Origin of the sequence: Laceyella putida (assembly GCF_042665195.1) — a bacterium.
Classification (GTDB): Bacteria; Bacillota; Bacilli; order Thermoactinomycetales; family Thermoactinomycetaceae; genus Laceyella; species Laceyella putida.
Genome location: NZ_JBHTBW010000081.1, coordinates 21,676 through 38,941, shown reverse-complemented (window position 1 = coordinate 38,941; position 17,266 = coordinate 21,676). Strand labels below are relative to the sequence as shown.

The 17,266-nt window shown below is 44.5% G+C and carries 18 protein-coding genes; 11 read left to right on the top strand and 7 right to left on the bottom strand.

Annotated elements, in window-relative coordinates:
* The first annotated feature begins 5 nt into the window (after positions 1–5).
* Positions 6–836: an alpha/beta fold hydrolase gene (locus tag ACFQNG_RS19070; protein WP_379867500.1), complete on the top strand. Its 831-nt coding sequence runs from the start codon at positions 6–8 to the stop codon at positions 834–836.
* 95 nt (positions 837–931) lie between these two features.
* On the opposite strand, the gene ACFQNG_RS19065 is transcribed toward ACFQNG_RS19070, so the two are convergent.
* The 4 genes from ACFQNG_RS19065 to ACFQNG_RS19050 form a co-directional block, all read right to left on the bottom strand.
* Positions 932–1,219 carry a GNAT family N-acetyltransferase gene (locus ACFQNG_RS19065; RefSeq protein ID WP_379867499.1) on the bottom strand — a complete coding sequence of 96 codons (288 nt, stop codon included), beginning with the start codon at positions 1,217–1,219 and terminating at the stop codon, positions 932–934.
* Between the two features lie 169 nt (positions 1,220–1,388).
* Positions 1,389–2,228 carry an isocitrate lyase/PEP mutase family protein gene (locus ACFQNG_RS19060; RefSeq protein ID WP_379867498.1) on the bottom strand — a complete coding sequence of 280 codons (840 nt, stop codon included), beginning with the start codon at positions 2,226–2,228 and terminating at the stop codon, positions 1,389–1,391.
* 13 nt (positions 2,229–2,241) lie between these two features.
* Complete coding sequence (locus tag ACFQNG_RS19055) at positions 2,242–3,474, bottom strand: MFS transporter (protein ID WP_379867497.1); 1,233 nt, start codon at positions 3,472–3,474, stop codon at positions 2,242–2,244.
* A gap of 79 nt (positions 3,475–3,553) precedes the next feature.
* A complete protein-coding gene (locus ACFQNG_RS19050) occupies positions 3,554–4,657 on the bottom strand; it encodes a HesA/MoeB/ThiF family protein (RefSeq protein WP_379867496.1) in 1,104 nt (367 codons plus the stop codon).
* 1,235 nt (positions 4,658–5,892) lie between these two features.
* On the opposite strand from ACFQNG_RS19050, the gene ACFQNG_RS19045 reads away from it, so the two are divergent.
* From ACFQNG_RS19045 to ACFQNG_RS19035, 3 genes are all read left to right on the top strand, one after another.
* Positions 5,893–6,453, top strand: a complete 561-nt coding sequence (locus tag ACFQNG_RS19045; RefSeq protein ID WP_379867495.1) for a hypothetical protein — start codon at positions 5,893–5,895, stop codon at positions 6,451–6,453.
* Between the two features lie 60 nt (positions 6,454–6,513).
* The gene (locus tag ACFQNG_RS19040) at positions 6,514–7,023 is read left to right on the top strand and encodes a hypothetical protein (protein ID WP_379867494.1); all 510 of its coding nucleotides are present in this window, start codon (positions 6,514–6,516) and stop codon (positions 7,021–7,023) included.
* 124 nt (positions 7,024–7,147) lie between these two features.
* Entirely contained in the window at positions 7,148–7,309 is a 162-nt protein-coding gene (locus ACFQNG_RS19035) for a hypothetical protein (protein WP_379867493.1), read from the top strand.
* 254 nt (positions 7,310–7,563) lie between these two features.
* On the opposite strand, the gene ACFQNG_RS19030 is transcribed toward ACFQNG_RS19035, so the two are convergent.
* The gene (locus ACFQNG_RS19030; RefSeq protein ID WP_379867492.1) at positions 7,564–8,106 is read right to left on the bottom strand and encodes a GNAT family N-acetyltransferase; all 543 of its coding nucleotides are present in this window, start codon (positions 8,104–8,106) and stop codon (positions 7,564–7,566) included.
* A gap of 423 nt (positions 8,107–8,529) precedes the next feature.
* Here ACFQNG_RS19030 and ACFQNG_RS19025 point away from each other — a divergent pair, with 423 nt between their 5' ends.
* Positions 8,530–9,003 carry a hypothetical protein gene (locus tag ACFQNG_RS19025; RefSeq protein ID WP_379867491.1) on the top strand — a complete coding sequence of 158 codons (474 nt, stop codon included), beginning with the start codon at positions 8,530–8,532 and terminating at the stop codon, positions 9,001–9,003.
* A 581-nt stretch (positions 9,004–9,584) separates the two neighbouring features.
* Here ACFQNG_RS19025 and ACFQNG_RS19020 read toward each other — a convergent pair.
* Complete coding sequence (locus ACFQNG_RS19020) at positions 9,585–10,142, bottom strand: beta/gamma crystallin domain-containing protein (protein ID WP_379867490.1); 558 nt, start codon at positions 10,140–10,142, stop codon at positions 9,585–9,587.
* A gap of 250 nt (positions 10,143–10,392) precedes the next feature.
* On the opposite strand from ACFQNG_RS19020, the gene ACFQNG_RS19015 reads away from it, so the two are divergent.
* The 6 genes from ACFQNG_RS19015 to ACFQNG_RS18990 all read left to right on the top strand — a co-directional run bounded on the left by ACFQNG_RS19015 (position 10,393) and on the right by ACFQNG_RS18990 (position 15,535).
* Positions 10,393–11,943, top strand: coding sequence for a hypothetical protein (locus ACFQNG_RS19015; RefSeq protein WP_379867489.1), 1,551 nt, complete (start codon positions 10,393–10,395; stop codon positions 11,941–11,943).
* Positions 11,944–11,952: 9 nt separating this feature from the next.
* Entirely contained in the window at positions 11,953–12,411 is a 459-nt protein-coding gene (locus ACFQNG_RS19010; RefSeq protein WP_379867488.1) for a hypothetical protein, read from the top strand.
* Positions 12,412–12,479: 68 nt separating this feature from the next.
* Entirely contained in the window at positions 12,480–12,722 is a 243-nt protein-coding gene (locus ACFQNG_RS19005; RefSeq protein WP_379867487.1) for a bacteriocin immunity protein, read from the top strand.
* Between the two features lie 358 nt (positions 12,723–13,080).
* Complete coding sequence (locus ACFQNG_RS19000; protein WP_379867486.1) at positions 13,081–13,377, top strand: imm11 family protein; 297 nt, start codon at positions 13,081–13,083, stop codon at positions 13,375–13,377.
* 346 nt (positions 13,378–13,723) lie between these two features.
* Positions 13,724–14,068: a hypothetical protein gene (locus ACFQNG_RS18995; protein WP_379867485.1), complete on the top strand. Its 345-nt coding sequence runs from the start codon at positions 13,724–13,726 to the stop codon at positions 14,066–14,068.
* Positions 14,069–14,443: 375 nt separating this feature from the next.
* A complete protein-coding gene (locus tag ACFQNG_RS18990; protein ID WP_379867484.1) occupies positions 14,444–15,535 on the top strand; it encodes an NUDIX hydrolase in 1,092 nt (363 codons plus the stop codon).
* Positions 15,536–15,732: 197 nt separating this feature from the next.
* Here ACFQNG_RS18990 and ACFQNG_RS18985 read toward each other — a convergent pair whose 3' ends face one another.
* A complete protein-coding gene (locus tag ACFQNG_RS18985; RefSeq protein ID WP_379867483.1) occupies positions 15,733–17,073 on the bottom strand; it encodes a tetratricopeptide repeat protein in 1,341 nt (446 codons plus the stop codon).
* Positions 17,074–17,266 lie beyond the last annotated feature (193 nt).

Sequence of the window (17,266 nt, the reverse complement as noted above, 5' to 3'; positions counted from 1 at the left end):
ACAGCATGGAATGCTCCATTGGCGATGTGAAAGTCCATTATCACGTTTATGGTTCAGGCCGGCCGATCCTCATGATTCATGGTTTTTCCCTCGATCATCGGGTCATGACCGGCTGCATGGAGCCTGTTTTCACAGGACGGGTAGAAGAGTGGAAACGGATCTATATCGATCTGCCGGGGATGGGACAAAGCAAGGAAGTTTACGGCATTCAGAACTCGGACGACATGTTGGATGTCGTGTTGCAATTCATCGATCGCATCATTCCCGATGAATCTTTCCTGGTGGCGGGCCAATCCTATGGGGGATACTTGGCCAGAGGCATCATAGCCAAACGGAAAGAACAAGTGGATGGAGCGGCTTTCATTTGCCCCTTGATCATTGCGGACATGAATGGGAGAACGCTTCCCCCTCATACCGTCATCCACCAAGATGAACAGCTGTTGTCCCGGTTGAGTGCGGAAGAACGTGAAGAATTCCGATCCATTTCAGTGGTGCTGGACGAAACCAATTGGCGCCGATACCGTGAAGAAATCCTCGCAGGCGCTGCCTTGGCCGATGAATCCTTTTTGGACAAATTAAAGAAGCAATACGCGTTTTCGTTTGATGTGGATGAGCGGTTGTCCCCCTATGAAAAGCCATGCCTCTTTTTGTTGGGCAGACAGGATGCGATCACGGGTTACGAGGACGCTTGGCGCATTCTTGATCGGTTCCCCCGCGCCACCTTTGCCGTGTTGGACCGCGCCGGGCACAATTTGCAGCTGGAACAGCCGGCACTGTTCCATGCGATGGTCAATGAATGGTTGAATCGGGTCGTGGAAAACGCAGGGGGGAAATGACGGAAAAGGGTGTGATCTCCGATAGGAGCCCGCCCCTTCTTACCGATAGCCAAAGCACCACCAAGGATGCTTAGGTGACGGGCAAAACGTAGTAGTTATCTTGCGAAACCACCACATCGTTCATACAAGCGAATGGCCAAGGGATTTTCCGTGGCCACTTCCAAAGTGAACGTTTCGACTTGGCTTTGATATCGCCCAAGGGCAGCGGCGATGATGGCGGTGCCGATCCCTTGGCCTTGATGGGCCGGGTTCACGCAAAAACCGTAGATATGCCCCGTTTGCCGGTTGAAGCTCAGGTTGATTTTCCCGATCAAGTGTGTTCTTGGCGTTCGGGAAAAGATAAAGAACAGCGTGGGACATTGAAAATTCAGACTATATCGCATGGATTCCCGGCATGTCCGGCGGCTTTGTTTAAGGCAAAGAACGGGCAACCCGCCCTCTTTTACGATCCAGGTTCGGGGAACTATGCGATCGACGGGGACATGCGTGGGACGAACCAATATGTCAACAAGAAAAAGCCAGCTACTTTCAACAGGTAACTGGCTGATGCAACTATTGCTTGTCCAATAATTCATTCAGTGCCGGGTACGGGATTTGGTTTTCCGATAACACCTGATATTGCGCGAAGTCTTTGGCGTGGAGGGCGGTGGCGATGCGCTGGATATACCCGATAACGGAGCGCGCGGGACCCGATCCGACACTCAACCGTTTGACGCCCAGCTCTTCCAATGTCTCAATGGGGGGAGTCGATGGGCCCAACAGAAGATTGATGGGCTGCCCAATCTCCCGCGCAAGGATTCGAATCTCTTCCACTTGAAAGACCCCCGGGATAAAAATGCAATCGGCACCCGCCTCACCGTAGCGTATGCCGCGGTGAATCGTTTCTTCCAGCCGTTGCCCATGCGCCAACTTGTTGTTCCAATAGGTGTCGATGCGGGCATTGATGAACAGGGGGGCTTTGGCCGAAGCGGATTGCTCCTTTATGGCGAGAATCTTCTCCGCTTGCCTGTTTGCGTCAACCAAATCTTTGCTTTCGTGATCGGCGGTATCCTCAATGTTGATGCCGACCGCCCCGATATCGACGACAGATTGGACGTTCGCCAGCAAATCGCGCAGGTTGGAGGCGTAGCCGGATTCCAGATCGACACTCACGGGGATGTTCACGCTGGTTACCATCCGATCAACAGTCTCGAGAAGCAGATGAAAAGGGATCTTCTCGCCGTCGGCGTACCCAAGCGCAGCGGCGATGCCGGCGCTCGTCGTTCCCAAGGCTTGATGGCCCGCCAGTTCGTACATTTTGGCACTGATCACATCCCATGCGTTCGGAAGCAAAAACAAGGATTCGCCATGATGCAACGCATGGAACGCGCTTGTTTTGTTTTCCCTGCTCAATATGTGTCACTCCCTACACTTCAATATTTGGTTTGTTCGCGTAACTGTCCAGTTGTTTCTTGTCCTCGCTTAAAGGTGTCAAAAATCCCAAAGCGCCGACGAGGAACCGGAGACTAGCCGAAAATAGGATGATGCTGTAGATGGTAATCCCTTCGTTGATGGCCCAACCGGCCAAAAACGAGCTGAGTGGAATGGAAGAGTAAGAAATCATCCGGGTTACGCTGACCACTCTGCCCAGAAGTTCGGAAGGAACGATGCGCTGCCTGAGTGAGAAGTATGTAATGACGTTGATATTGCCGAAGGTCAAGGCGATGGCCTGTATGAGAGCGACTTGCCAATAGGTTTTGGCGCCCAGCAGGAAGAAGGTGGCCAGTCCCGCCAAGCTGGTGGAGAAAAGGATCAGCTTGCCGGAGGAGATCCTGTTGTTGAGATAAGGGGCGAAAAACGCGCCGATCAACGGTCCGATCCCCTGCAGTCCAAGCGTCAATCCGATGGTGGCGGAGTCGAGTTTCAGCGTATGGGCCAAGTAGTACATAAAGTTGCTTTGGAAAGCGTTGATCGCGAGGTTGGTGAAGAAGAACAAAAGAGAACCGTAAAAGATGACCTTGTTCCGGTAAGTATATTGGATGCCCACCCATAAGTCTTCTTTGATGCGCGTTTTCCGCTTCACCTCCGATTCCTTTGGTGCTTCCGTGTATTTAAGCAAGGCCACAAACAGGGAGCCCAGCAAGTACGCGGCAATATCGATAAAAAGTGCCTGCTTGCCGCCGATGAAGGCAATCGCCCCACCCCCGACCATGGGTCCCAGCAACGTGATGATGTTCTCGATCAATTGGATGGACGAGTTTGCTTTGACGATGTGTTGATTCGTGACGAGCAGTGGAATGATGCTGTTGAACGAAGGGTGTGTGAGCGGATTGATGGAAGACAAGCAGAAGACCGTGATGAAAATGACGGGCAAGTTCAAGGTTGGGAGATTGACCGCGACAAGGAGAACCCCGATCAAGATGGCGGAAGCCAAGTTGCCGGCCATGATTACCTTTTTCTTGTTATACTTGTCCGCGATCAAACCGCCAAACAGCGAAAACAGGATCCAAGGCAAAAATTCCACGCCATACAACGAGGCCATGTACAACCCGGAGCCCGTCAAGTCGTACACGACAAGCGGCAAAGCAATGAGGTAAACCCAATTTCCCACTTGCGTGACAAGATAGGATAACCACAATAAATAGTAGTTACGCCCCATGTTCATTCCCTCCATAAAAATATAAATAAGCGGCTTGATTTTATTAAGCCGCTCCATTTAATAATTCGCTAGATTCTTGTCATACCCTGCCGCAAACTTCGCAATTCGCATCTTTTTCCCACGTTTCCGCAACGCTGGTCGTCATCGTCTCAAAATCGATGGAAATCATTTTGCCTGAAGCGTTGCTGGGTTTTACCCCGGTTATCAATCTCACCAGTTCGGCCAACATGAGGCCGGTGCACACGGATACGAGGGGGACGATGGCGGTGTTGTCGCCGGTCAGATTCAACCGCCTGCGTTCTTCCAATATGGCGTAGGAGATGGGATCTCGCTTTTTGACTTGATTCACCCAACACTGGATGCAACCCGTGACATGGGGAATGACAGTGTAGTGCATGGCCCGCTGCGCTTCCAAGCCTCCAGAGATTAACGTGACGCCCGCTTTGACGCACGCTTCATTAAACCACAACGCGATTTTGGTCTTGGGCCGATCGGCGACCAAGATGCAATAATCAAAACCATTGATCGCTTCAAAGGCGTCATTCGCCGAAGTGATTTGCCTGTCCAATGTTTCAAAATGGATGGAGGGATTGAACATGTTTATCCTTTGTTCAGCGATGCTCGCTTTCTTTTGCCCGATGTCCGCTTCGGTGTATAGGATCTGCCGATTGAGATTGGACCTTTCCACCCGATCAAACTCAATCGCCCTGATCGTTCCGACACCCAGTCCGGCCAGATCAAACACAATGTGGGAACCGAGTCCTCCCAATCCGACCACACACACCTTCGCCTCGCAAAGTTTCTTTTGGTATTGGTATTTGTTTTGTTCCAATGTGGCGTATGTAGAGAAGAAGTTGATATTGCGATGGTAACGTTCCAATTGGTATTCGCTCAAAATTTCCGAACCGACAAAAGCGGTGTCCTCTATAATCCGGTCTTGGCTGAGATCGGCAATCGCTTCCACTACCATATCAAACGTAATCTCTTCATACTTGGCGCTGATCGTGTTGGCGATCTCTTCCACCGTTCTTTCGCCATCCATCAAGGCGATCAGCTCACCGACGGCCCCATTGGGGTCCTCGTATTTGTTGATGCTTCCAAATCCCGCGATATATATGTGGTTATCCAGGCTGACGCAAGGATAGGCTTTTTTCTTCTTGGGTTTTGCTTTGAGCGATATCATTCGCAACACCTCTTCCCAATCATGATAATAGGCCCAGAATATATCTGAGCCTATCCCTTACCGTACATAAGTATTAACCTTCATTTCCAAGTCCAGCTACACTCGCTTCGATAGTGGTTTTACGCAGCATGCAGGCCACCCCCTAAAACTCGTGATGAAAGACTCAAGATGAAGGCGATGACCTTCTATAAATTAGTATAATTGAAGTTTGTCAGAAAGTAAACAATTTATTCGTAATTTACATAATTTTTTGATTGTTGATAAATTAAAATTCCGACTTATTTCTCTATTGTAAAAACAACGGCTTCGATGTGCACGAGGACCGCGGCTGGAACGGAGGACAATCTGACCGACTCACCAGCCGTAGGTGAATGGAACGCGGATTTTTCCTCGGATGGAAAAATGATCGCTTATAACGGCACAGATGGCCATATCTATGTGTTGCATGTGGATCATATTTTCCCGCTTGATAACCATTCTTGCACAAAGTCTCCCGTTCTTCTTTGTTTAAGAAAAAGTTGGTGCTGGTAATCGAGCCAGTAGGTATAAAAACAGTTCGAACTTCAGAATGTTTGCCTACATGACGAGTATCATGGGCTTGATACATTGTTCGCATAATCGCTTTGCCGAATATTGGATGGGTATTTGTGGTGATCAAAGAAAAAGCACTATCCGCCCCTTTATCAATAGGGGAAGTTCGTGCTTTTTTGAAAGGCATTTCTTTACCTTATCTCAACGGCATGTTCTAAATCAGGGATTAGAAATGAAGTTAATTGAAATAACAGTGACTAATACACTGAGAAGGATGATCCCGCCGACAATGTATGTCCACTTATTCATGTTTTCACCCATTTAGAAACGGTTTAATAATAATGATAAGTCATTTTTCCATTTGGAAAACCAATGACTGTGTGGGTTACAGTGTCACGTATCCATCCTGTACCCGGAAGCGATCCACTTAGTGTGCCCAACAATTTGAAATCCACCTTTGGTTAGGGATTTCAGTGGGTTGTTCAGTTGCTTGGATTAATTCCCCGAATCAGAACCAATTGGGACTGGCTAACTGGGTCATTTGGTTTGGCTTCGGCACCTACTCGATGGCGTCGAGCAAGAGTCTACGCTAGAATAATTTAATTTAGAAAACCCCAAAACATTTGTATAACTTTTGTAACTCCTTTACTTTATTTTAAATATCGTTCCATCTAAATTATAATTTAAAGAAAGGGTAGTGCATAATGAAGAGAATGCTGATTGTTTCGATGTGTTTGATTTTTTCGTTTGTGGTGCTTTTTAGTACAAACGGTGGTGCTGTATACGCACAATCTAATTCGTTAACAGAGGATCAAGAGATTGAGCTTATAGCCAAATATATAAAAGACAACGGTGAGATGTTGATTTTTGATGAAGCGCAAGCAAAAGCTGATAATGTTCCAAGTTATTTAATTGAAAAAGCAAAAATTGCAATTGCTAATATCAATAATAATATGTCGAAAATTACAGTTAGTACTAGTAAATCTCTGACTAATGAACAAACGATTACAACAAAGGGTTGGAAAGAGAAATTAGCCGCACAAATTATTCGCCATGGTGGGCCCTGGTTAACTAAATTGGCAAAGAAAATTTCTCCAAAAGCAGCTAAAGTTGTTGAAAGCAACTTGAATAAAATTGCTAATTGGATCGAGAAAGTTGGAGATGTCCAAGAAATAGCTTTAACTAGTTTTTTAGTTAGCTTGGGAGTGCCGCCTGCGGATGCTGCGATTGCCTCACATTATATCGTTTTAGTGTTTGGACTCTAAAAAGTTATTAATTAGTGGAGTGTGGAGAATTCCAGACTCCACTAATAATTAGGTGATCATATGATTTTTTGTGGAACGATACTTATAGCGATAACTGTGTTATTTGGTTTTTTTTACTGGTTACTTCATTGGATAAATAAAGAAGACCATGAAAAGATACCCACTTGGATTACGTACATAGTAACCGCTTTTACAGTGCTCAGTGCAATGGCCGTCCTATCGTTGCCAGCAACATTTATATTCTTTTTATTATGGCTTGTAAGTTATCTGAGTCCTGATACTTTAGGTGCAACAAGTTTATCATACTTGTTTTCACTATCTATTTTTACTTCACTAGGTTTATTTTTTTATAGTGTTTTTGCGGAAGGTTTTTTTACTGGATTAACCAAACACCTAGGCCTCCCTTATTTAGCGGCTAAAGTCCCAGAAGCAATAATAACAGGTGTCCTTTTGGTATATTTATCTGCATTGATTCACCCGAAAATTGAAATATCTTTCAATATAGCCATTATGATTGGGGTAATTAACGCTTTACTATCCTATTTTTTAGATTTGAAGATAAAAGATTAAATGGCAAATCCCCGCTAAGCGGATGCCGTATCGTTTGCTTTTACTTTTCATTATGAAAGACTTTCTTAGAGGGCCGAATTCACTTGAAAAACCAGCTACCCATCATTCTAGGGTATCCGAGCAGTTGTCGATTTCACCCGGCCATGCGTTGATGGAACATCAACCGATTGGCGGCATCAATCGGGCAAGGGAAGAGATTTACAAGAGATTGTTGGCATTCAGGCACCAAAGGGACAGCCGGAACATGCATGAACCCAACGCATACCAAGGAATGGATAAGCAATAAGGGAAATGTTGGCGATGGGGCGGAGGGTGCATCCATCCATGCGGGGGATATTTGCTCAACAAACGGAAAAATGACTCGAGCCCCTAAACTTGTCTCAAGTCATTTCGTATTTCTAACATTGAAGTGGAGACAAACCAATCTCCATCGCACTGCCCAAGCTTCCATTTCCATCTTAAGAGAGGGTAGAGGCCATAGGGGCCGATGGAAGACGCAACATGGCCGGAATCCTTGCCCGTCACTTTCAGCGCAATATATCATTCTGCCTCGTTGATGATGGCCAGGATCTGATGGTCTTCCCACCGCCCGTTGATCTTCACGTTTTCCCTGGCGATGCCCTCCTTATGAAATCCCGCTTTTTCCAATACTCTGATGGAACCGGTGTTATGCGGCATGACTCCCGCTTCAATCCGATGGAGCTTCAACTCGTTGAACGCATAAGCCACCACCAGGCGGACCGCCTCTGTCATGTACCCTTTGCCGTTATGATGTTTGTCCAGATAATAGCCGATCCAGCCGCTTTGCAGATGGCCCCGCACCACTTCCGAAAGGGTAATGCTCCCGATCAATTCCCACGTTTCCAGCAGATAAATGCCGAAGGCGTATTGCTGGCCCCGCTCTTTCAGTCTCAGGTTATTCCGGATCCGCTCCCGTTGCCCTTCCAACGTGTAAAACGACTCGTCCCGCAAAGGGGTATACAATTGAAAAAAGTCCCGGTTCCGCAATTCCAGGCGCCACATCGCTTCCGCATCGGACTCTTCCAGTATTTTCACAAAGATCTGTTTGCCTTTCAGTTTCATTCGGTTTTCCTCCCTTTTCGTTGCAAATAAAAAACACCACAGGCAGTCCCGTGGCGCGCATATCAAGATATGTCAACCACAGGAAAGCGACCTGTGGCGTTTCATTCCCACATGCTCCTTCAGGATGATCCTAACCCAAGGATGTCCGGTCGCTTGCCTACCTGATTTTGGACAGACTTCTCCCATGGTTGGCATCATCAAAGAAAACCGCAGTTGAGTACCCGATTCCTTTGGACAAAGACAGCAGTGATCTTTTTTTCATATGGGCACTCTCCTTTCGGTGTTTTCATTTTGTTTTTAGTATTATATCAATTAAAATAATGATGAACAATGGTTGGTTCGTGCAGGGAACTTTATATAACTGAGTGGTTACCGCATTCCATACAATTCAAATGGGAAATAGTTGGGAAAGGGGAAACTTCCATGAGTTCTCGTCATTTAGGATTTGGTTGGTTTGCCTTAAGTATCTACTTAATAGGAATCCATTTCTTTGCTACAGCCATCATGTTTTTTACACCTTCAAAAGAAAATGACGGTGGAGCAATGTATTTCATGCTTCACACAAGCCCGCCCAGAGAGTTCTGGTTATTGCTGTGGCTATTGATTATCGTCTTTTTCACTACGGGATTAACCTTGATATTTAATAAAGTGAAACCTACCAATATATATACCCCTTCAGGCTTTGCTGTTTTGGCATGTTCAATCTATCTATATGGTCAATACTTCTTATTTGAAGCATTAGGTGTGGGGCTGTATGGCTGGACTCATTCAAAAATGATTGCTCAATATCTCAGATCACATCGTTTTTATTACAGAAGTTGCCGACAGAAAGCCCAACTCTTTCAAGGATGGGATGAAAGTCGGCGTTGCTCGGTAATCCCTTTATGGGATTGTTAATAGAAGCAATTTTCGGTATAATCTAACGCATGATCGGTGCTCATCCCACTGGTAGTGGGTTTTGTTCCTCTGTACGTCATGATATGGGGTTCCAGTGGCGAACCAATCTCTCCCACTGGGTAAAATCATGAGAGTTAGTAAAACGGAACTAGAACGCTGGTAATAGGCGTTCCGCCCATGTGGGTACATGCAACATGAGTTGTAGAACTGCATGGGACGGGCTGATGGGACAGCCCTGAACTTGGGAGTTGCATGAAGCAGAAATGAATTGAGTGCGCTAACTACCCAAGAATCCCACGGCTTCAGCCGTGTGGAGTCTCAATACAGTTATGTTGGCCTGATGGCAATTCTGTTTCTTGTAGGCTTAACACTGTTGTCACTACCGCTAAAAGAGAGATTTAAAAACTCATCTTTGAATTAAAACAAAAAATAGGGCTTGAGTAGTTGGACAACAGAACATTTTCCAGAATCCCACTCATAAACGGCCAAAAAAAGCACTGGCCTCTCCAGCCAGTGCTTTTGCAGTTAACATGCGGGTTGAATGGAAATATTCCAAGCAAGAAAGTCTGATTCAGCCTTGCTTAACGATACACTTTATACGAGGAAATGACGTCGTTCCAGGTTCCTCCTCCGGCTTTCGGAACATAACTCAAATTGCTGTTGTTGCTGCAGGAATTAAAGTAAAGGCTCGCCCCTTTATAATTGATGTGTTCATAGATCCTGAGACTAACCCCGCACTGCACTTTCAGAGACGAGATCCGATCATGGAATTTCCCTCCAAACGTTCTCCTCAGGTCCGGGTCATGCGCGATCGTTCCCATGCTTTCCCCTTTGTATTTGGCATGCGTATAAAAACCGACATGCGGCACTTCGATAGAGACATCCCGCTTCGTCTCACTTTCCACGCGGTTCCGGAATTGTGCAAACTCCGTTTCTGTCGTGAAGGCATACAACCGTTCACCAACATAGGCCATCACGACGATGTCATGACGGTCTAACCGCTGAAACTCCTCCGCAGACAAAACCTTTCCATCAAGCTGAACCGGCATCATGTTGGTTGATGCTTCTGCCGAAACGGACGCAAAGACGAGAGCAAAGAGCAACAGCACACTGCACAAAAACACCTTCATTTTTTTCATTTGCCCACCTCCCTCTTTAACCATATCCGTCCATTGTTAAAATTATTAATATTAAATCAAAATAAAATGGAAGGTCGAGTTACCCTATCCCAGTCCGATTAAAACTAGGGAAGCTCCTGTAATATTCGCGTAAACGAAGGTGCTATGATTGAACCTATTCTACACTTCAATTAACTTTCGAAAATTTATAACCAGGGAAATATTTAACAAATCACTACTATTATTTAAAATATAAATAGAGGTGATGAGTTTGCAGAAACTGGTTGTGCGCTGTTTCTCAGGAATGGCGCTAATTTTTTTTCTGTTTTCATTGTTCTTTCCGTTGACGGTGTTGGCTGAAGGCTATCAAGCTCCCGACCCTTATGTGCCACCTGATCCGTATAAGGCGCCGGACCCATACAAAGCGCCGGACATTTATCATGCGCCGGATCCATATCAGGCACATGATTTGGAAACAGGCGGAACGAATGACAAAGGAGGTGGAACCAACGCCGCGAAAGACCATCGTCCCTGGTATCAGAAATGGTGGGATAAGGGAAAAGAGTTTGCCCATGACGTTGGAAACGGCTTAAGCAAAGCTTGGAATTGGATGAAGGAGAACAAAGAACTGGTTGCTTCCGGCTTGGTGCTTGTCGCTGGCGTTGCCCTCTTATTGGTACCGGGATTGGAACCGTTGGGACTCATGCTGTTGGCGAACTGGGGCCTTTCGTTTGGCCTCGGCACCTTGCTCAACGGCGGCAAAGTGGATGAGACGGTGCTGTTGGAGGCGGCCATTGGCGGTGCCGCTGGCGCCATCGGCGGAGGTGCGGCGAGCATGGTCTTTTCCGGCTTGACCAAGCTGGCACCGGGACTGGCAACGGCCATAACCGGATCGCGTTTTTTAGGCCCCATCATCAACGGGGGTAAGCAACTGATTGGCAAAGCGCCCGCGTTTGTCCAGCGCATGGCAGGTGGGTTCTTTAGTAAAGTCGGCGCGATGGCGGCAACGGAAGGGGCCATCACCAGCGGAGTCGACGATTGGTTAAGAGGGAAAAAGCTTAATTGGAAACGGGCCGTTCTCTCCGGCCTGGCTGGTGCCACCTTGGTCAGCTTCGCTTCCGGCGCGTATCCAGTGGTACAACCTATGATCGCCAAAGCCACAGGTGCGATCGAAAAGCATGCAAGTCCGGTTGTGGCCAAGGTCAAGCCGGTGTTCAAAAATACTAGCAAATGTTTTGGCTATCAGCGAACGCCGGGGTATTTTGCGCTGATCAGATTCGGAGATGGGAATTTTGTTGAGTGTTTGTATGCTCAGGCTGATCGAGGCGGCGGTGGAAGAAAAAAAGTTAAAAGGGATGATTTAATACCCGGAAGTCCCGAACACAAAGAACAAAGATGGAAAGAATATCAAGAGAATGGAGGGCAGATGAGTTATAATCATTGGAGTAATCTGTATGAGGCTAACATGGGAAAAGCAAGAAAGTCTCATAAAATAGTGGACGAATATATGAAAAAACTCGATTGGAAAGGGTCTACTCAAGTTTCGGTAAATACACCTTATGGGCGACGACTATTAGATATTGCAAACGAGGATTTGCGGAAAGCTATTGAACATAAAACGACCACCAAAGAAAATACTGAAGGTTATTTTTACCTTAATGATAGGATAAGGGAAGAAATCGCAAAAGATAAATATTTAGTTAGACGAGGGTGGGATATTACTTGGGTATTTGAAAATGCTGATGCCAGTGAACCGCTAAAAAAAGAGCTCGAGCGAATTGGCATAAAGGTTAAAATTGAAAAAACTAGACCAAATAAGTAGGTGTTTATTATGAGTAGGAAGCAATTTTTCTCTTCGGAAGATCAATTTCAAGAATGGCTTTTTTTTCAATCGGATGTAGTTGAACAGTTTATAAATGAATTTGATCATTTGAATCTTGACTTTTCCCCAGAATCTCTCATTCGATTGGAACAATGGATTTTAGATAGACATCCTTCACCACAAGCCTTGATGAATAATGAAAAGGCAGAAATTGTTGATGGTATGCTTCGCTATGTGGGGCAAGTCTATGTAAAGCAGTTAAAATGGAAATGGGATGTTGAATTGAACGATCAAAGCTACGTTTTTTACAGCATGCCTTTGGTGAAACCGCGAGACGATGAACATAATCTTTATGCAGAATCTCCTTTTTCACAAATTGTGGCCAGTACGGATCGGCGAAGTGGAGATTATATGTATCGTCTGTTTATGAACATAAAAGAAGACATGGAAGATAACAACCTGTTGTAAAGACTATTTCAAAATGAGAAGCCAATTACCTTGAAAGGGGATTGGCTTTACTAAGTAGAGATGTTGTTATGGATAGAGTGCGAACAAAAGAAGAATTAATAGAGCTTGTCCGAAAGATTGTGAATGCAGAAGGGACTGAAGAGGAACTAGATGAGATGTTAGACTTGCTTGAACGAAGAGTTCCTCATCCAGAAGTTAGTGATTTAATTTATTGGGATGAAAGAAACTTAACTCCAGAAGAAATTGTGGAAGAAGCATTGGACTATCAATCAATTATTACTCCTCCACCAAGTAATGAGACCAAGAAATAGTAATGGAATCATACAGGGCCATTTGAAGGGGATGGCTCCTTATTTTTGTTGGATTTGATCAAAAAATGTTCAATAAAATTGGTGGCACAAGCGGGTCACTCATATTACCCCATCCTCAACTCCTCATTCAACCTCTGTGCTTTTAAGATGGAGGGATTACTAAGAAAGTGTGGCAGTTAGAAAGTTTCATTAAATGATTTTGAAACATTGGGATTGGCAGATTTTGATCGGGATTATAAAACGTGGGATCCTATTGAAGTATGTACAATAGATGAAGGGAAAGGGAGTGATTGTCGCATTTTTGAGACTGGTCTATTCCAGTTTTTAGTGAAACGCGCTCCGTGCTACAGAAAGTTTTTTGAAAGATAGAGCAGAGATATTGCCATTAATTCATCTTGAAAAGAAATATTTTGCGATTCATGTAATAAATGCGATTGATGCTGTTGATTATGATCGAGCGGTTGTCAAAGAGTTGCCTAGTGGATTTCGACTAGAATTCGAAAAGTATGCGTTTATTAATGAAAAGATCGAAGGGAAGCATATTTTTCGAATTTATCTGGATGAGAGTTTAATGTGGATGGTCTTTATATCTGATGAGTTAAAAAAAGCGGTTGAATCAAACGGTCTAGTGGGATTTAAATTTACTGAAGTCTAGGATTCCGATAGTTAGTCACTTCAATGTGTTCACGACATTTGATAAAAATGGGCGACACGCTTGAAGAAGGAATGAAAATTTTTATCCCGCGACTTCTCAACCAAGTTCGGAAAGAGCGACGATCATAGTTGGGCGATTCTTAGGACGACCTTTTTTTAGAACAGTTACGGATTCCATTGTTGACTGGGCAAGTATACTTTCATGTGGTTAATTCGGAGCCGAGGAGGGATTTGTAAAAATATCTTATAAGCAATTAGTTATCGAATCAATTAATGAGTCCAAGAAAGAAACTATTGAAACGTTTGGCAACCTATTGCAGTACCCTTATCATCAAGAAACCAAATTTGTGATAATGGAGATAAGAGGTGATGGCGGGTATTTTGGCATCAACGTATCAGCGATGGCAGGTTGGGACAAACAACTGATGGAAAACGCCCATGGTGAACTAAGTCCATTGTTGGACGGCTTTATGTTTCAGGCTGATTCAAAATTAGATTACTCTGAGATTGAAGATGATGATGACTTGGTCGACGAAATGGATAGCTTTGTTAAAGACTACTTAGTTACTTTTCTTCAAGAATGCTTCAATGAAGCCGGAGGGAAAATCTCGCAAATTCCTTATTACTTGTATTATCCAAATACAGGTGAAACTTATGATTTGCTAAGTGAAAAATGGATAGATCCAAAGTAAGGTACGGGGATGCTGAGTTTAATTTTGTTTGACGCCAATAATGGGCGTCTTTTGTTTTTTCTCAAACGTTAATTATGATCGAGCCGAAGGGGAGTGAATTTATCTTGATAAATGAGCAATACGAAGCAAAAATGATGCTTTTTTATTAAGGCTAATTAGCTATCTACCAAGCCTTCCAATGAAGCTTCTTCAACCTTTGGGGTAAGCGGGGGTTTTTGGGGCTGTTTTTACAATCAGGATAAAAATTAGTGATTGAATTGTTTTAACCCTAATCAATGAATGTTAGAATGAACAAGTAAACGATAGCATGAATAAGTTAAGTTATTATATAAAATATTCCTGAGACGTACCCGAACGAGGAGGGAGGTAATGGAGATGGTTAAGGATGTATTTACAAATGTGGTTGCCAATCTGGTCACGGCACTTATCTTCGGGGTATCCGCATACATCATCCTTTACATACGCATGTCAGGCATCACCCAGACCATCCGGAGAGTAATCCATCCGAAACAGCGGGTGTTCGCTTTGCATGATCTGAAAATAAACGGTATAAACAGGCTGGAAGTGTCAAAGTTCCTGTCACCTTTGTCAGAACATGAGCGGGACATTTTGGTTAAGTTTCATGCCGCGCGCAATGGTTCCAATCCACATAATGGTTCTTCCATTAGACTGGATGGGATTTCGCCCGTTTCCAATGACAAAAAGGAATACACCGCTCATATTTCCAAGGTTGGCTTTTTTGACTTCATCGCGACAAACCTGACGGCTTATCCCGCCAATGCACCCATCCGTTCTTTTCGCAGCCAAATGGCTACCCTGATGAGATCATTCCGTACGTTTGGGTTGATTCAGCAGGTTGTGAATGAGGTACATAAATACGGTGAGCCAAAGAAAGTGGAGGATGTTTTAGAGAATCGTTCGCTTGCTAACATCATTTCCGTGAGTGTGCTCATCGTGGATGCGACAGGCCGGATCGGCATCGTTGAGCGCACGAACAAGGTCGCCGTTTCTTCCGGAAACTTTGGGGCTACCTGCGCGGGTACCGTTGGTGATGTGGACTTTGATGCTGATAACCCGTTTGAGTCATGCGGGCTACGTGAAATCAAAGAAGAGCTCAACCTGGATCTGGAACGTTTGCATTTTGACGGCATCGTCGTGCCCAAGCAGAAAATGCAACCCATTTTCTTGTATCATGCTTCCATCGACCAAACTTGGGAAGAGCTGTTTCCGATCATGGAACAAGCCAGAGATATCTCGTTTGAAACACAGGCGTTCTATGCTGTTCCTGTGGAAGATATCATTAAGTTCGCTTCCCATACGCGCATGACGGACACAGCCGCCTATCAAGTTTGGCAATATGCCGTGAAAAACGGACAGGACAATAACTGGTACAAAACCTTGCTTCTCCCGTTTGATGTAAAACGTTATCTCATCCCATGGAATTCACAGAAGGATGGAACGAAATGAAGCGGGATAGGGGTATAGGGCTCCAACTTTATGAATCTCCTCTTATTCGTTATTAACGATGGAGGAGATTTTTTAAGTGAAAAAAGTGTTGGTATATTTGTTAGTTAATAAAAACAAAAACACCAAGCAATCGGCTTGGTGTAGGATTACCCTAGTCTGTATCAGTGTCATCATCTCCATACTTACAGCTTAGGCCCTTAACCAACTTCATAGATGTCATCTTCGTCCCCCTTAAAGTTGAGTTCCTTCAAAAGGAAGAACAAACAGTTAGTCGATTCAGTAAACTCTTTTTCTTCTTTCATTTTATCATAGCATTCTGCCATTAAATATAATGCTTTTGCTTCTCTCGATTTGTAATGGTGATTCTGAGCTAATACTATTGCCTGTTTGTAAGAAGCAATCGCATCATTATAACGTTGCTGGTTTTTCAGACTGTTTCCGCGAACAATATAGGCTTTGGTTAAGCGGAAGGCATCGTTGAGTTCTTTTCCTAACTCGATTGCTTGATCGAAATGGTCTTTCGCTTTCACCCAGTTTTGTTGACTTGAGTGCAGAATGGCTAGATAGGTATGAGCATCCATATGTCGACGGGGGAATTTCATGTCTTGGTCGTTATTGATCACTAACTCAAAATAATAAGCCGCTTTCTCAAATTCTTTTTGTTGCAGATAAATGCTTCCCAACACATTGAGCAAATCATAGGTACGGCTTAAGAAAAGGTTTCGTTTCCCTTTTCTAATCCCCTCTTTGCAACAGGCAATGGCTTCCTCATGCATTTTGCTTTTCCTGAGTAAGATGGCCCGGAATTTATACAAGTTCAAGGTAACCCGTGTCAGTTCAATTTGTTGGATTTGCGGCCAAACTTGGTTTAGCAAGTGACTGGCCTGTTCCGTTTGCGCGTCTCTCAGCAAATACAGGATCTTGTTGCTTAATAAGACAAATCGCACCTCTTTTCGCCCTTTTTCCTCTCGAAAGGCTTCTAACCCTTGATCGACAAAGGACAGTGCTTGCTCGAGATCATTTTGGTGGTAAGCACAAGCACTTAATTCCTTTAAGCATAAGGCAATGACGTTATCCTGCGGGTTGAGCGAATGATGACGACATAACAGAATCGCCCGCTGAAAAAAGTGCTCCGCCTTGGGCCAGTCTTGCTTCTTGAAGTGAACCAGTCCGAGCAGATAGTGGTAATGAGGCGCGAGGGGATGGAAATCCTCGAGATGGATGCGTAGCAATAAATCGTAAACCGTCGTCGTCTCATTGTTGTCCAACAGAGCCTCAATAAAGTCTAGTTGAAACCGAAGTTCCTCTATTTTCTTCTCTTCCTGTGCCACAAGATGTCCCAATGACGCGGGATCAATGTTTAACTTCGTCAGTAAATAGTGAAACTTTTCTTGTGACACCTTTTGTTCGCCATTTTCGATGAAACTGATCGTCGCGATGGAGATGTTCCGATCTTTCAGATCTTCCAGGCGAAGATTCTTTTTTTTCCGTCTCTTTTTGATGATGTACCGGACTAGATCATGAGAAAAGTCAGTCATGAGCCGATCCCTCCTTGTTTGCAACAATTATACATGGAAGGGGAAGAGATTGGAATAAATAGGAAGGTGATTGTGGGATTTAGATGAGAGGATTGAAAAATATAATTGAGAGCAGGTTTCTGAGGTCAATATAGTTATTTATATTGATTGGCTATTAATTTTTTTGAATACATTTGTTAAAAATCAATATCTC

What these genes read in the sequence shown, in the direction of transcription:
- ACFQNG_RS19070 (WP_379867500.1), top strand. Translation starts at nt 6, where the DNA reads ATGGAATGCTCCATTGGCGATGTGAAAGTCCATTATCACGTTTATGGT.
- ACFQNG_RS19065 (WP_379867499.1), bottom strand. Translation starts at nt 1,219, where the DNA reads ATGCGATATAGTCTGAATTTTCAATGTCCCACGCTGTTCTTTATCTTT.
- ACFQNG_RS19055 (WP_379867497.1), bottom strand. Translation starts at nt 3,474, where the DNA reads ATGGGGCGTAACTACTATTTATTGTGGTTATCCTATCTTGTCACGCAA.
- ACFQNG_RS19050 (WP_379867496.1), bottom strand. Translation starts at nt 4,657, where the DNA reads ATGATATCGCTCAAAGCAAAACCCAAGAAGAAAAAAGCCTATCCTTGC.
- ACFQNG_RS19045 (WP_379867495.1), top strand. Translation starts at nt 5,893, where the DNA reads ATGAAGAGAATGCTGATTGTTTCGATGTGTTTGATTTTTTCGTTTGTG.
- ACFQNG_RS19040 (WP_379867494.1), top strand. Translation starts at nt 6,514, where the DNA reads ATGATTTTTTGTGGAACGATACTTATAGCGATAACTGTGTTATTTGGT.
- ACFQNG_RS19030 (WP_379867492.1), bottom strand. Translation starts at nt 8,106, where the DNA reads ATGAAACTGAAAGGCAAACAGATCTTTGTGAAAATACTGGAAGAGTCC.
- ACFQNG_RS19025 (WP_379867491.1), top strand. Translation starts at nt 8,530, where the DNA reads ATGAGTTCTCGTCATTTAGGATTTGGTTGGTTTGCCTTAAGTATCTAC.
- ACFQNG_RS19020 (WP_379867490.1), bottom strand. Translation starts at nt 10,142, where the DNA reads ATGAAAAAAATGAAGGTGTTTTTGTGCAGTGTGCTGTTGCTCTTTGCT.
- ACFQNG_RS19010 (WP_379867488.1), top strand. Translation starts at nt 11,953, where the DNA reads ATGAGTAGGAAGCAATTTTTCTCTTCGGAAGATCAATTTCAAGAATGG.
- ACFQNG_RS19005 (WP_379867487.1), top strand. Translation starts at nt 12,480, where the DNA reads ATGGATAGAGTGCGAACAAAAGAAGAATTAATAGAGCTTGTCCGAAAG.
- ACFQNG_RS18990 (WP_379867484.1), top strand. Translation starts at nt 14,444, where the DNA reads ATGGTTAAGGATGTATTTACAAATGTGGTTGCCAATCTGGTCACGGCA.
- ACFQNG_RS18985 (WP_379867483.1), bottom strand. Translation starts at nt 17,073, where the DNA reads ATGACTGACTTTTCTCATGATCTAGTCCGGTACATCATCAAAAAGAGA.